This window comes from Sphingobacterium sp. InxBP1 (genome assembly GCF_026191775.1).
Taxonomy (GTDB): Bacteria; Bacteroidota; Bacteroidia; order Sphingobacteriales; family Sphingobacteriaceae; genus Sphingobacterium; species Sphingobacterium thalpophilum.
Map to the genome: position 1 here is coordinate 1 of NZ_JAINDX010000042.1, position 14901 is coordinate 14901.

14 protein-coding genes are annotated in these 14901 nt (G+C 42.2%); 6 read left to right on the forward strand and 8 right to left on the reverse strand.

What is annotated here, in order from left to right; genetic code table 11:
* The 8 genes from K7A41_RS07685 to K7A41_RS07720 all read right to left on the reverse strand — a co-directional run.
* A partial coding sequence (locus K7A41_RS07685) for a DUF6443 domain-containing protein (RefSeq protein ID WP_265713229.1) occupies positions 1 to 1643 on the reverse strand: 1643 nt, incomplete at its 3' end.
* Positions 1644 to 1655: 12 nt separating this feature from the next.
* On the reverse strand, positions 1656 to 5099 hold the full coding sequence (locus K7A41_RS07690) for a hypothetical protein (RefSeq protein ID WP_265713230.1): 3444 nt from the start codon (positions 5097 to 5099) through the stop codon (positions 1656 to 1658).
* Positions 5100 to 5585: 486 nt separating this feature from the next.
* Complete coding sequence (locus K7A41_RS07695; protein WP_265713231.1) at positions 5586 to 6395, reverse strand: hypothetical protein; 810 nt, start codon at positions 6393 to 6395, stop codon at positions 5586 to 5588.
* Between the two features lie 347 nt (positions 6396 to 6742).
* Positions 6743 to 7693 (reverse strand): tail fiber protein, encoded by a 951-nt coding sequence (locus K7A41_RS07700; protein ID WP_265713232.1) that lies wholly within the window; start codon positions 7691 to 7693, stop codon positions 6743 to 6745.
* Between the two features lie 83 nt (positions 7694 to 7776).
* The gene (locus tag K7A41_RS07705) at positions 7777 to 8709 is read right to left on the reverse strand and encodes a hypothetical protein (RefSeq protein ID WP_265713233.1); all 933 of its coding nucleotides are present in this window, start codon (positions 8707 to 8709) and stop codon (positions 7777 to 7779) included.
* 411 nt (positions 8710 to 9120) lie between these two features.
* Positions 9121 to 9360 (reverse strand): hypothetical protein, encoded by a 240-nt coding sequence (locus K7A41_RS07710; RefSeq protein WP_265713234.1) that lies wholly within the window; start codon positions 9358 to 9360, stop codon positions 9121 to 9123.
* Positions 9361 to 9430: 70 nt separating this feature from the next.
* Positions 9431 to 10054 carry a hypothetical protein gene (locus tag K7A41_RS07715; RefSeq protein WP_265713235.1) on the reverse strand — a complete coding sequence of 208 codons (624 nt, stop codon included), beginning with the start codon at positions 10052 to 10054 and terminating at the stop codon, positions 9431 to 9433.
* A 114-nt stretch (positions 10055 to 10168) separates the two neighbouring features.
* On the reverse strand, positions 10169 to 10915 hold the full coding sequence (locus tag K7A41_RS07720) for a hypothetical protein (protein ID WP_265713236.1): 747 nt from the start codon (positions 10913 to 10915) through the stop codon (positions 10169 to 10171).
* Between the two features lie 328 nt (positions 10916 to 11243).
* Between K7A41_RS07720 and K7A41_RS07725 the strand changes: the two genes are divergently transcribed.
* The 6 genes from K7A41_RS07725 to K7A41_RS07750 are packed head-to-tail and all read left to right on the forward strand — an operon-like array spanning position 11244 to position 14889.
* Complete coding sequence (locus K7A41_RS07725; RefSeq protein ID WP_265713237.1) at positions 11244 to 11612, forward strand: hypothetical protein; 369 nt, start codon at positions 11244 to 11246, stop codon at positions 11610 to 11612.
* An 18-nt stretch (positions 11613 to 11630) separates the two neighbouring features.
* The gene (locus K7A41_RS07730; protein ID WP_265713238.1) at positions 11631 to 12137 is read left to right on the forward strand and encodes a type II secretion system protein N; all 507 of its coding nucleotides are present in this window, start codon (positions 11631 to 11633) and stop codon (positions 12135 to 12137) included.
* Positions 12127 to 12771, forward strand: coding sequence for a toxin-antitoxin system YwqK family antitoxin (locus tag K7A41_RS07735; RefSeq protein WP_265713239.1), 645 nt, complete (start codon positions 12127 to 12129; stop codon positions 12769 to 12771). The genes K7A41_RS07730 and K7A41_RS07735 overlap by 11 nt, the downstream gene beginning before the upstream one ends.
* Positions 12772 to 12777: 6 nt before the next feature.
* Positions 12778 to 14028: a hypothetical protein gene (locus tag K7A41_RS07740; protein ID WP_265713240.1), complete on the forward strand. Its 1251-nt coding sequence runs from the start codon at positions 12778 to 12780 to the stop codon at positions 14026 to 14028.
* Positions 14018 to 14398 carry a hypothetical protein gene (locus tag K7A41_RS07745; protein WP_265713242.1) on the forward strand — a complete coding sequence of 127 codons (381 nt, stop codon included), beginning with the start codon at positions 14018 to 14020 and terminating at the stop codon, positions 14396 to 14398. Before K7A41_RS07740 ends, K7A41_RS07745 begins: the two co-directional genes overlap by 11 nt.
* On the forward strand, positions 14395 to 14889 hold the full coding sequence (locus K7A41_RS07750; protein ID WP_265713243.1) for a PulJ/GspJ family protein: 495 nt from the start codon (positions 14395 to 14397) through the stop codon (positions 14887 to 14889). The genes K7A41_RS07745 and K7A41_RS07750 overlap by 4 nt, the downstream gene beginning before the upstream one ends.
* Positions 14890 to 14901 lie beyond the last annotated feature (12 nt).

Here is a 14901-nt window from a genome sequence, read left to right on the forward strand (position 1 = left end):
CCCGTCACCGGCGTATGTACACGTGTACTGGTCAGCAGATCTCCCGCAAAGTTATAGGTATTGGTCACATAATCCGTTCCTCCAAGATGGTTCTTTGAAGCAGTCTGGATCACCCTACCATAGTCATCATAGTATAGCACCGTCAGCAGTGGCTGGGTACCATCTGTCCGATAGATTTTGCTACCGGTCTGCAGAGACTTGATCTTGGTGCTTTTGGTTACTCCATTCACAGGAAGCGTCGTCGCTCCGGTAAATGTATAGTCATCGTAGTAATTAACCTGAAGCACCGTCATATTGTCCTTGTTCTGCGGGATGGTATTGTTGGTATATCCTTCCAAAACAGTGCCACGCTCTTCCCACATCGGCCCCGTAAAATCTGATAATGCCTGCTGCAGATCGTCGTGATTGTCACCAACATGGCCTTTCTCAATTCCTGTCATTACCACCCGCCCAAATGCATCGTATTTGGTAAACGTCCACTCCTCACGCTTGAGCTGCTCGGCATCCCGGGTGAACACGACCTGATCGTTCTTATTATAGACCAGATAATCCCAGCCCCTGCCAGGAATCTTTTTCTTGATCAACCGACGGCGTCCGTCATATTTGTACGCATATATATATTTGTCAAAGTTTGGGTCTGCAGCCAGCTCGTTGAAGCTGTCTGCTGTCACAGCAGGCGGAACCACATAGCGCAGGTCACCAAAATCGTCATAAACATAATAGGTATTGAGGGCCTTGCTTTCGCTCTCCCACACACGCTTGAGCACCACTCGTCCCTCAAAATCCTTGTATTCGTCCACAGACCCACTGCGGTCGGTCGTATTAACCGTATTCTCATCCCGGGTGGTCGTACGATAGAGCTTACCAGCACCATAGTTCGTTGTACCACTGGCTCCACTTGCCGTGACAGTCCACAGCCTCACCACATCGGGCCCGGTGGCCGTATTGGTCCCGTAGTCCGTCTTGACCGTATGCCCAGTCCCTGCTGCAGGCAGCGGCTGCCAGGCTGCTCCCGGTGCACCCTGCTCCTTAACACGGTTCAGCGGGCTGTTCTCGAACACCGTAACCGAGTACGGATTCGCTGTTTTTACCACCGCAGGATCCCAGGTGTTCGTTGTCGCATAATAAGCCTGCTGGTCAGATTTTGCTGTAGGCTTGAACGATCCGTCTCCGGCCTGATTTTTTACATGTGGTAGAAATTTGGTACTTTCCCTACCAAACCCGTCATATTCGATATACTGCACAATGTCTTTATAGGTAGGGCTGGCCATCAGCTGTATCGTCTGGCTCGGCCGCCCCAATCCGTCAAAGTACTGGATCGTCTGGTTCTCGTCACCGATCGTGCGCTGCGCATTCAGCGTGGATAGCGTCACTCCGGGACTACGGAAGGTTCTGGTCACGATATAGTTCTGATCTGCACTTGGCCTGCTCACAAGGGTCTGGAACCCAGCAATGCTGATCGTAACACTCTTCCCTGCAGCCGGTGCAGGGATATAAAAACCATTGGTCAGTGTCACACTCTTTAAGGCCTGGATGCTGGTCTGGTTGCTGTAACTGTTTAGCGTTAGATTGTCAACAAGCGTCTGCCCTTGGACAGATGCCATGGCAGCTAAGGATAATATCGTCAATAAGTTCTTTTTCATAACAGGTCTGGCTTAATTGGGACGGTAGTGATAGTCAAACGCTCTGTTCACTTGGTTCAGATGGTCAAGGATGGCTTGAAGACGCTGCATACCGTCATACGTATAGCTCTCTTTGATCCCCCTCGCATCCGTCTTGCTGGTCATGCCGACCAGTGGCCTATACGTGTAGCTGGTCACCATCGCATTAGGTAGGCTGGCCCGCAGTTTGTCCGCAGCGGCCTTGATCAGGGTATCCATAGTCGCTTCAGAGTGTGTCGACACGTTGAGGTTGTCGATAGCTGCTTTGGTCAGAACACTCTCGACCTGGGCATACGTCGCATTTCGGATCTCGGCTATAGGATACTGACCTCCGTACCCCCACAGATAGATCACTGGTGGTAGTTCTTTTGATTGAATGGTTTTGATCGTACCATTCGGATAATAGCTATAACTGTCTTCTTTGGAGTAGCTCGTCGGTATAGCATTAAAATCCAAAAAATTGCTCGGCGAAACAGGAACTGAACTACTGAACCTGTAAACCCGTTCTACATCACCATTAGATAATCTGGTAAAAATAGTTCCATCAATTGCTTTACCATTTATCACCGTTTCTTGCTGAACAGGCAGGGAAATCATATTATTGCCAAATGAAGAGTTTAGGTCTCCTGAATAACGATATATTCTTTCAGTTCGTTTTCCCGTACTGCCAATATTAACTTCCTTTGAAAGATCCCGATAAGCATTATAACTCATTTCACGTTCCACAGTTAAACTGTCCATCAGGTTTCCATACGGATCATAATTGTATTTTTTCTCTATTGTAGAATTAAGCTGACGGCTCCCGATAGTTTCGAAATTATTTTGAATATGGTACCTACCACGGTTAATCAGATACATCCCAACTCCTCCACTAGTTAAAAAAAACAGCTCTGAAGCAGGTCCTAATTCTTCAACCCGAAAATTCTTTATTAGCTCCACCTTAGGATGACTATAATGGTAGGATCTGTCTTCTAACAACTGCTCTGATCCTCCATTATCCGAATAGACTTTTTCCCGAATCAAGCTACCTTTCCCCCAGTTCGGAAACGCAATATTATCATATGGATATTTTCCTGGTGCCATTGTCACCCGATAGGAATAACCTTCATCAAAATAGCTTTCTTTTCTCCCATTTTTTATTCCGCTACTTTCCTTAAAAACAATTACCTTATCATAGAAGACAGGGCTACCGTTGCTCAGCCCCAAAGCAACCGTGCTGAGAGAAGAAAATTGAATCATTTTTCTCAGCGTCCCTTCACTTGTAAGATTATGATACAGCGCGTCCTTATAGCAGAAGTACTTACCTAAATCGTTCACTAATTTCCCCCCTGGCTTGCCTTTGTAAAAATATTCATACCTCTCAATATCTGTAATTTCGTTTGAAACATTATAATTAACCTGCTTCTTTATTCGTAATCCGCCCGCCTGGACTGGTTCAGAAATACCGGTGACAATTTCCTGTAAATATTTATAACTCACGTAAAACTCAATCGACGGGTTCCCACAGAGGCCGTGCACAGAATTAGTGGCATCATGCAGATCCAGTTCTACTCGATATCGATGTCCTTTCTGAATAATTATAGTTGACTCAAAGTTCTTAGGAGAAGACTTATCCGAATTAGAATGTTGAAATTTCTGAAACGAGTTGTTAGTTAAATTCGTTATTTTTGCTTCCGGAACCAATAAATAATTTGGCAGGGTGGAGTAATCCGAAAATCTGACGATCAGTTTTCCGGCATCCTGTCCTGAATTGACGATATTTTCGTCTGCGGTAAACTCATAAGTAACTTTTTGCGTAGCATTGACAAGTTCAGGAATGTCCTCACACACGACGGAAGGTGTTTTCCAGTTAATTGCAAAAACATTTACATTTTTAGTTGTCTCTCTATATTGCACCCCGTCCTTTTCTAACTGATAATTGTTTGCTTCATATTCAAATATCGAACTGCCTCCCGACGGATAGGTTATTTTGGTAAGTACACCTGCCTTCATAAAATTAAAGTCCGATTTTCGATTGTCACCATTAAAAATAGGTTTCGAAACACTTTGTACAGAATAAAAGTTGTCAGGAATCAGGGAAGAATTGGATTTCCCGTTATAGTAGCCCCAAAAATCAAGTGAATTAGTGTAATGTAGAGGAGGTAGTGGCGTTTCGTCATACTCAAACCTATAAATCTTATGATTTTGGCTCACAGGATCTACCTCGGTAAATTCGGTTAATTTCAAGCTTTTCTGATTTCTTCTAGGAATAGGGACGGTGCCAACGATATTGTGGGAATAACCTGAACGATCAAAATAGGTACCATTATTTAGCTTAAATTCATGTGTTAACAATGTCTTGTCAAAAACTTTTATACCTGTCAACCTAGGGGTATTGTATCCTGTATCTGTTATATCCTGACGGTCAGCTGTACCTATAAACTGAACCTTATTTGTTCCGTACCGAATCTCCCGCAGAATTTTGTTGGTTATATTGGTTCTGGTAAAATACTTTATATTCATCTTATGGTAAATACCTTTGCTATCAATAGGGTCACTCATGTTTGTCATGTCCGTCGCGATTTCAGAGGATCGCTTATAGTCCATATACCGATAGGAATCATAATAAAACCGAACGGTATCAGTTCTGTTTGAACTAATAATTTCAGTAAGTTTCCAAGAAGAAACATACGGCAATATCGGAGTAATACCCGGATCAATATTGGATGAAGGAGCATCATTAATGGCTGTATTCTCTATACTTGTGATTTCTCGTGCCTCAATATTGTCAAGGCTCTTACCAAACCTATATTCAGTACCGATTTTGTCATAAACGATAAACACCCCATTCACTTTATCAAAAGATATCTTTATTGGCTCTTGATTGTTAGTAATATATTGGCCATTGTTATTAACTGTAAACTCGGTATTTAATAACGGAGCCCTTAGATAATAACTATCAGGCTGACCATCTTTAATAGAAAGATAATCGTTGGCCAAGTAATTCGTATCCGCAACTATTCTCCCACCCAGCAAAAGTTCTGTATCTATTGGGTTAATATCGGGCAATTTTTTGCCAATTGTCAAAAAACCATTCTCGCTTTCATCTGGGAACCCGCGGACAGACCTTATTATTTCTCCTCCAGCCATGAGAGTCCAACCTAAACCAACAATACTAGACTCTTGGTCAGCCTGTATTCCGCCAGCATGATAGGATAGTTGGATATCTACAGGCACACTTTTGGTTTTAAGGCTATATACAGGAATGGATATCTGCTTTACTCCTGCAGATAAATCTGTAGGGTACTCAGAATATTTTCCCAATCCCGTTACATCAGGAGAATGGAAAGAAACCAAAGGCTTCTCCAATTGATTCTGTCCTTTTACCACACTTGGCAAGACTAAGATTGCAGCTACAAAGAGAACTGCGCAAAAATGTTTGTTTAAAAAAAACATCATATTCATTATTTCTTCTATAGAATTTTCAATAGTCTGACTGCTTAAATAACATTCATCCTAAAAATTAGGCAAACGGAAAGCGTCCCCATAAATTGCCAACAAGGTTAAATAACTATTATTTCCAAGACTGCACCTCCCCAACGAGAGGTAATATAATTATCAAATTGCTTTATGCTTGCTGCCTCCTTGTTGTGCCGTCGGCGCACCGCTCAGATCATATGGCGAAGCTGGAAAATTAATTCATTTACCTTAACTGCTCCGATAACGTCCAATTTTTTCTCCGTAGAGGTTGCTCAAATTCCAACATCCCCGCTTGTAGGAAAACTATTGTTTTGTGCAACTGCAGTAGCTGATAAAATAGACAGCGCGCGGCAAAGAAACCATTGATTACTTTAATCTTTATAGTCATTAATACTTTAGGTTTCATTCTATACAAATACGATTGATACCCTAGTACCTTTAAACGACTGGGACGTCAGTTGTCGTTTAATCCTTTTTCTGATTAAGCTGGCGTTTGATTTCTGAAATTTCCTGATCTTTTTGCAGCAAATACAATGTCAGTTCCTCTATTTTCTTTAACAGGAGCTTGTTCATCTCACCGAGATCCAATCCTTCACTTTCAACAGTTTTTGCACTCGGCACTTCAGGAAGGTGCCCATTCTGCGTGATAAATCTCCGCAAAGAATCCAAGCTCTTTAGTTCGTAGTTATCATGAAATACATAATCAGGCCAGTTGGCAGTTTCGACTTTGACCTCCTGTGCGCGGATCCTTCCGTTCACGGACAGCTTATCACGTGGAGTTTCGGTACCGATGCCGACGGCACCATCAGTATAAAAAAGATTGGACGAACGGCGCTGCCAATGAAACGATGATCCGAATAGGTCGGGCACCACATTGCCGTTGCCGGTATCATAAAACTCAACAAACACCCTGACGGCATATATATTGGCGTGATTGGTATACACTTTAACAATATTATCTTCAACGATAAGCAAGGGATGATTAGAACTTTGGCCCGCAGCAGAAACCATTCTTATTTTCCATGCGCTCGTCGGAGAATCGTACCATGCCAGGTATTCAGCTCCTGTGCGAGTTCCTGTAGATATAATAGACAATTTCACACGGTACAGCCCGCCTACTTTCAGGGGCTGGTTACTGGCATCAGTCAATTCAACTTTGGTAGTGGCATTGACATTCAAACTTTTAATGAATGTGGCGGTCTGAGCCTTGATCTGGCCCGTGAAACAAACCGTCAGGAGCATAAAGACGACCTGTGAAAATACTTTTCTGTTCATATCCAATATGGTTAAAAAATTTCGCTAAGGTTATTCGCTATAAAAACAACCAATCATTCAAATATTTCAATAATTTTTTCAATAAAAATTTAAGATGTACAATATATGTTATTTCGTATAATTCAACGATGTATCGAGACTCTCGGTGCAGTCAGGTTCTTGTCAATTGCCCTAATGCTAGTAGACAGCACACAATAGGCCACCAGTAACTGGCTTTGATAGGCAAATAAGCCTGTGAATTGGAAATTCCAATCCCAGCATTTCCGCTTCCTGGAAACACATTCTGCGCTTGTACCACATGAAAAAAAGCAATGGCAGGAACTAAGAGTAAATTTCGGATCGTCATATTATTTCTGTTGGGCCGAGAGGGTTAAGATTAATTTCTCTAGTTGTGAGACTTTGTCTTCCAACGCTATCCTTTTTTTTTCATTTTCGATAGCGTGTAAGGTCAGCTCTTCATTTTTCTTAAGCAACTTATTGATCATATCGCCTACCGATATTCCATCAGTCTCAACCTCTTTAGCTGTGGGTATATCCGGTAAATGTTTGTTTGTTTTAATAAACGTTTCCAATGCTTGCAAACTAGGCATCTGATAATTGGGATCAAATACATAATCTGGCCAGTCTGCCGCTGCTGTAGTCACTCTAATTTCCTCGGCTCGGATCTTCCCCTTGACAGATAGTCTATCTTGCGGATTTATCGTACCAATCCCGACGTTGCCATTTGGGCTATAGTTTACTAAAAGGTTATCATATGCGGTCGTTGCTTCTGGATGTATAAAGAAGAATTCTGACAACCCCATTATATTTTCCCCTTGTGACGTTCCATATACTGTAAACCTGATTTTACCAACAGACATAGAGGGTACCTGCACAATAAAATAACCATTAGGATTGTTAGTGACATCAGCCACCGTTACCCAAATGTTATTCCACTGATCGAAAACTTCAAGTTTAAACTTTTTTGGTGCATAATAGCGTGCGCTCCATCCTATCCAGGCACCTCTTTGGGTATGCCTATCTGGAAGATTTTCAATTAATAATACAAATGGATTTGATGGATTAATACCTTGGGTAGTGTAGACAGCATCCATATTTCCATCAAATAAGAGATGAATAGGGAGCTGAGCACTTCCCGACTGACTTACATTATACCGACGGTCTGCATAAAACAAAATATTTTTTTCTAAGGACGCCACCGAACCGTTGGATGGAGATATCACCTGCTCTTGCTGCGCAAACAAGTACGTGTTTAACAACAGTCCAGTTGTTAACAATATGAGATGTATTAATTTCATATAATTTACTTTTCAATTACACTTATAAACCTTAAAAAACCATAGAGTTGAGCACATAAAAATTCATAACAAACATATGAAAGTCATTTGGATTCAAGTCTCTCTAGCCTCTCCATCACCTGATTAAGCACTTTGTCTTTTTCGATTAGATGCAGGGTTAATTCTTCCACTTTTTTTAATAGCAGTAAATTCATCTCTGCAAGGTCCAAACCGTCTTTTTTGATCTCGTTTGCAGATGGAATTTCTGGAAGATGTTTATGGGTTTTGACATAATTGGCGATGTATTCCAAACTATGAAGTGCATAATCGGGTTCGAAAACGTAATCGGGTACATTAATGTCGGTCTTTACCTTGATTTCCTTCGCCAAAATATTTCCTTCAACGGCTAACTTGGCCATAGGATTCCAGGTTCCAATACCAACATTTCCATTTCGGCTGTACTGAACCATGAGGCCATCATACGCTTTCATAGCTTCAGGTTGAATATAAAAAAGTTCTGAAATACCTAAGCGATTCTGCGTATCATCGGTGTTGTAAATAGTAAAACGAATTTTTGATGGAGACACTGTACCGGGAGTAATTCGGGCAACGTAATGGCCAGCAGTATTGTTGCTCACGTCTGCAATGGTACGCCATTGATTAGAGCCATTATAGGTATCGAAAACCTCCATCTTGAATTTTGTAGGCACGTAAAAGCGTGCAGTCCATCCTATCCAAGCGCCTTCCTGCGCATGATATGTTGGTAGATCCTCAATAAGCAATACATAAGGGTTTTGGGGGTCTATACTGGTAGATGAATAACTGGGAAAGAATTGACCGTCAAACAATGTCGGTATATTCATATTGGCGCTGCCCGACTGAGTTACCTTAAAGCGGGCATCAGCAAAGAAAAGGACATTTTTCTCTAGTGATGCAAAAGATCGATTAGACGGCGGCACAATGGCTTCTGTTTGTCCAAACACGGGCAAACTAAGGCTTGTGATAAGGGGCAAAAAAAAATTGATTTTTAGATTCATAATAGTTGATAACTGTCTTACGACCACTTACAATAACAAGTTGTTGAGACCGATTACATAAGTACTGAAGTAGCGATTTATACTTAATAGTAATATTTTAAAGATTTGATCTTTCCTAATTGACACGAATAATGATCAACTGTACGGATGGATATTATAAAGCATTTCAGAAAAAATAAAATAAGTTAATTTTGACCTAGCGAGTAAATGCTTCATAGTCAATGAGAGCCTTTACCACAACAAAAGTAAACCGTTTAACGAAAAAAGCAAAATTATTTTCTCAAAATTACCTACCTAAGTTCTTTTTCTAACTTAGGTAGGCCCAATCAGGAGTAAACATAGCGTATAGGTTAGGTGGGCTACATTTGTAATACGAATCTAAATCGTTGGAGTTTCGCCCCATTCACGCGATTATGGAATATTCTTGATCCATTTTTCGCTGCAATACTCCCAGTACTTGCGACTAAAGACAATTACATACACGCCTTGGACATTTGATCCCCGTTGCGCGTTCAGCCAAGTCCCCCCCCGTTTGAAGTCGAAACCTCGAAACCCGTTGGGACAGTGCCCTTTAAGTTGCCGCTCGTACTGCCACCATCCCGAACTATGCCAATAGGGATTTATCAGGTAATATCCCTGTTCGGTTCGCACAACCTCTTTAAAATTCTTAAACCCTCGCGAATTCAGTTGCTGAACGACAAACTTGCTTATCCATAAAATATCACCTTTTTAATCTTAAAGTTTCGAGTTCTTCTTGCAGTGAAATCATATGTAAAGTCAACTCTTCTATCTTTTGTAAAAGGATCTTGTTCATCTCCCCTAAATCCACCCCATTCACATTGACTTCTGAAGCTTTTGGAACATTTGGAAGATGTTTATTAGCTCTAATAAATTCTTTTATTTCTTGCAAGCTATTCAGTTTATACTCTTCTTCAAAAACAAAATCAGGCCAGTTAGCAACCTCCACTTTAACTTCTTGCGCTCTGATTTTACCATTCACGGATAGCTTCTCTTTAGGCGATATAGTTCCGATTCCAACATTCCCATCTGGTAAGAAAGTTAAATACGTTTGGTCATACCCTTTGCCTATAAATGAGTAGCCTGCTTTAGCTACGCCATTAGTCGTATTTCCGAATGTTCCAAACTGTATGAAATTCTCTGCACCTGTTTGATTTGATACACGATACCCTCTTGCCCATATTCCATTACCTCCTGGAAAATTTGTTTTGATATTCACTCCGAATGCGGGTTCACTCAAGCTGATCTCAATATTGGGATCAGCTGATTGTCCGAACGTGATAGCCGGCGCAAAAGCAAGCAATGTTGCAATAATTTTTTGTTTCATTTTTTAATATAGATTATAAATTACTTTAATAAAATCAGTTGATCAGCTATTCTGAAAACGAGACTTCGCTCATAAGAAATATTTAATAACTAATATCACGTCTTCCCCTGTATTTTATCTTTTTGATTTCTCACGTTCCAATCGGTCCAATCTCCTTTGCATCTCTGAAATTGCCCTGGCCTGCTGCTCTAATAATTCTTGCTGCTTAAAACGTACTTTTTCGTCTGCAATCGCCTGCAAGGTCAATTCCTCTATCTTTTTAAGCAGGATCTTGTTCATTTCTCCGAGCTGTAGCCCATTGGCTTCGACCTCTGATGCTTTGGGCACTTCGGGCAGATGTCCATTTTCCTTAATAAATTTTTCAATATCAGAGAGCCTAGGTAAATTGTATCCTGATCTAAAGACGTAATCAGGCCAATTGCTCGTTGTCACTTCTACCTCTTGAGCAGATAACTTTCCTGCCACAGACATTTTGCTGCCTGATTTTAATCCATGCCCGACAGCTAAAGTATTCATGACCCGTAAATCTCCATTTTTTGTTAATGACATTGAATAGGCGCTTGCATGCCCCCAGTACATACTTCCGTTGCTATGAAAGCCATACATCAGTTCCGTACTCTGGCCAGGATTATACAGAATCGCAGCATGAGATGGATCTACAAGTTGAATGGCATTACCAAAGCCATTTATCCCCGGAGATGGATTCCTTCCATTCACAGATAGTCCGCCTATAACCTGGAGCTTACTTTGTGGCGCAGTAGTGCCAATACCAACATTTCCAGAGGCCGGAAATGCGTTACTTTGACCTTTTGTGTCAAAAGCTAAGCCCAATACAGAAAATAAAATAAATATTCTTTTCATTTTAATAATTAATTTGTTCACGGCATCACTAATATAGAGCATCACTATCGTTTACAAAACTATTGGCGAACAGGTCCAACGACCATTCGAACCACTGCAGATGACGCTACTGATACATGTCTCGGTTAATATTTCAATCAAGGTAAAAACAGGTCAATATCAATTGACACGTCAATTTAGATAATTTATATAAACATTCATACTTTTTAAGAAAAATAATTTACATTTATAATATACAATGAATTTGTAGACCAGGAACATTATTGAATACATTTTCACAACTGTAGATTTTTATGTAGATTTACGGAGCACAATTAATTAATGTGGTATGAAAAGATTTTTAGCCGTATTTTTTTTATTTTCTGGTTGCTTTGTTGCTTGCTCGGAATTTATCGAATATCCTCTGGAGAAAAAAAGCGTTAACCTGATTGCGCCGGCAGACAGTATTTCGACGGTGGACAGCGTCGTGAGTTTCCATTGGGAAAAGCACGAAGATGCGGATAAATATCGACTTCAGGTAGCAACACCCGACTTTGATGCTATAAAAAAAATCATTGTTGACACCACGACAACTGCTGACCATCTAAACTTGACCATAAGCCCCGGGACCTACCATTGGCGAGTCAGACCGGAGAATACAGGAAGTGTAGGATTATTTAGTTCGCGTCAGCTAACCATATCACCTGAAGCCAAATAGAAAAAGAGCGAAACTGCAATGAAGAATAAAGCCATGACATATATACTACTATCGTTGGTAGTGGGTTTGTGGGGTTATATCATTTATAAAATCTTTGCAGCAGTGTCGGACGATAATCAGGCTCCCAGAACTGCACAGAAGAGCTTTGTCCAGAACACGGGCGACCTCAGGTATTACCGACAGAAAAAAACAACTGCTCTGCTGCTGAACTATCCGGACCCCATGCTAAAAAACTCGAATGCCCCTACTTTGCCCGTAGAGCCGGCCGCTCAGGCTCCAACAGAATATATAGCACCTCCCATGGACAATTATCAACCGGAGCCTCAAGTGAATGTACAGTACATCGGCTTTATAGAAAACCTAAACGATAAAAAGCCGACAGCCATCGTGATGATCATGGACCGACAGTATATGATGAACATTGGAGATCAACAGGGTGAAATAAAGCTAACCGGAATACAACAAGACCATATTTCTATCAAAGTCAATGGGAAAAATAAGACGATATTTAAAAATGACAATTAGACTGATACTTCCTATATTCCTTCTTCTTGTGGCTCAATTACCGACTTTCGGACAAGTGAAGGAACTGCAGATTTTCCGTAGGTTCACTATTCCACAGGAAGATGGCAGCAAAACGATATTCTATGCAGAAAACATTAAAGTCCGACCAAACAGCGATAAAGTTTATACTTGGTACGAAAGTAATCAAATTCACCAAACTATGGGCGGCTACGCAGGAAAGCTGCTAAATGGACAGTTTACGAAGTATTTCCCAAATAGAAACCTAGCCGAACAGGGGATGTACTTCAAGGGCTTAAAACAGGGGGTCTGGCGCAGCTGGTATACCAATGGGAATCTCAAGAGCGAGTCCCAATGGATGGCAAACATCGAGGAAGGCCCTTTTGTACGGTATGACGAACAGGGCAACTGGATACAGAGAGGATACCTAAAGGACGGCAATTTACATGGAAGCATTGAAAATCGTGTAAAGGACAGTGTTAGCTATCAGTATTTTGACCGGGGACAGCAAATTACCAAAGAGGCATATCAGAATAATAATATCTTCCGTAAAACAGGTAAACTGATCGGCGATCAGATCAACAAATGGTTTAAAAAGAAGGAGAATCAGCCACCGACGGCCGCTCCCGAAATCTAAAAACCCATGCTCAAGGCTGCTGCTCTATATCTGGTATTGGTCATTTCCCTCATCGTATCGGTACTGTTGGGGAGCATGATCTATCTAGCTTTCTTCTACCGTGACCAAGAAGCGCGGTTTTCTCACAAAGAAATGCTCAGACAGCAGGCAGAAGCCGGATTTGTTCTGGCATCTTCAAGAGACTTTCCACACGTACAAGATACCACGCTCACCAATGTACTACAGCAGGGGGATTCGATATATGTCTCCAAGTTTAAATGGGGATTATATGATATCGCAGTCGTCCGCGCACGTATGCAGCAGGATTCGGTGATGAAAAACGCACTGTTGGGCGCTGCTCCGGCGGATTCTACCGTACTCTACATTACGGATGAGGACAGACCGCTGTCGGTAAGCGGTGAAACGGTAATAAAGGGCACGGCGTTCTTGCCCAAATCCGGTGTACGGCCTTCTTATGTGGACGGTGAATATTTTAAGGGGAATGAGAAGATTGTTGAAGGGCAAAGTAAAGACAGTGACCGGCAGATGCCAACCCTCGATAGCGACCGGCTGTCTTATATCCAGTCGCTCGTCAAAGGTGACAGCACTATTGTGAACTTGTTGCCCTCCGGGACGACTACCAGGAATCCGTTTCATCTGCCGACAGCCCGTTACCGGCTGATATCCGGACAAACCGAGCTCCGCGACAGCCTCCTAGGGAATGTGCAGCTGATAGCAGACTCGACCATCACTATTCCAGCCAATACAGTGCTGCAGGATGTGATCGTGATCGCTCCCTGTATCCGGATCGAGAAGGGATTTTCCGGTGCGGCCCAATTTTTTGCCAGGGATTCTTTGATTCTGGAAGATAACGTTTCACTGCTATATCCCTCCACAGTGGCTGTCATCGGTAATGAAGGGAAAAGTATGAGTATGCGCGTCGGCAACAGCTGTAAAATACTCGGAACAGTGCTCCTCTACGAACCGAAGCGCTCGGATATGCCCTCTTTGGCCAGTTTTGGCAAGGACTGCCTGATCCAGGGGGACCTGATTGTGTATGGCCTGCTGGATTACAGCAAAGGCATGCAGGTGCATGGTCGCACGGCATGCTACCGCTTCCTGTATAAGAGCCCATCATCCATGTACGAGAACTTTTTGGTCAATATCAAATTTGACCGCAGCAGGCTGTCGCCGCATTTTCTACATTCGCCTTTGGTACTGCCGGATCGGAAAAAGCTGGTCAATAAACCTTTAAAGTGGTATGGATATGGCAGTTAAAGCAAAGAACCTCAAGGGATCGTCTCTGGTCGAAACCCTGGTCTCCATGGTGATCATACTGATTGTCTTTGGGATCGGCTTGATGATCTTTGTCAACATCACGAAAGCCTCGCGGAGCGAAATGCGCAAAAATACTGGGGAACTAATGGCTGCATGGAGCCACGAACTGGAAGCAGCCACACCTGACGGCAACCTGACTGGCGAGATACAGCGGGACAGTATGCTATTGTCATACGAAATGACCGAAATGCAGTCGTACCCTGACCGGATACGACTGGTCATCCATGCGATGCAGCAGGGGGATAAAAAAATTATGGACAGTCTGGTACGCTACATACCCAACAGGGCAGGAAAAGGAGGTGAACAATGAGGAACCGGAAGTTAAAGGCATTTACCCTGCTGGAACTCACTATAGCGATGCTGATCTCGGCTATCAGCATCGGAATGGCTTTCTATATGTTTCAGTACTTCCAGCAACTCTTCCTAGCACAGCAGAAACAGCGTCAGGAACGATTTTCTTACAGTCTGCTCAAACATCTCTTACAACAAGATATAGACCGTGCGGTATGGCTAAAATCTGACGTAAACGGTCTGATCTGTGTAAGCGGAAAAGGGAGGATAAGTTATGAATTTGATGCTCAGTATATCGTGCGCCATCAATATGACAGCCATCAGGATACCTTTCAGATAGCGACCATTGATTTCGATACCACAGCCCGGCTGGAAAACCTGCCCATGGATGATCTGACAGATCACCTCAGCCTAAGGATTAAATTTGAAGATAATGAGCACAGATTTGAGTACAACAAAACGTACTCAGCTCAGCAACTCATACAGCCAGAACTGTATAATTATGAATAATTAATTTGGAAT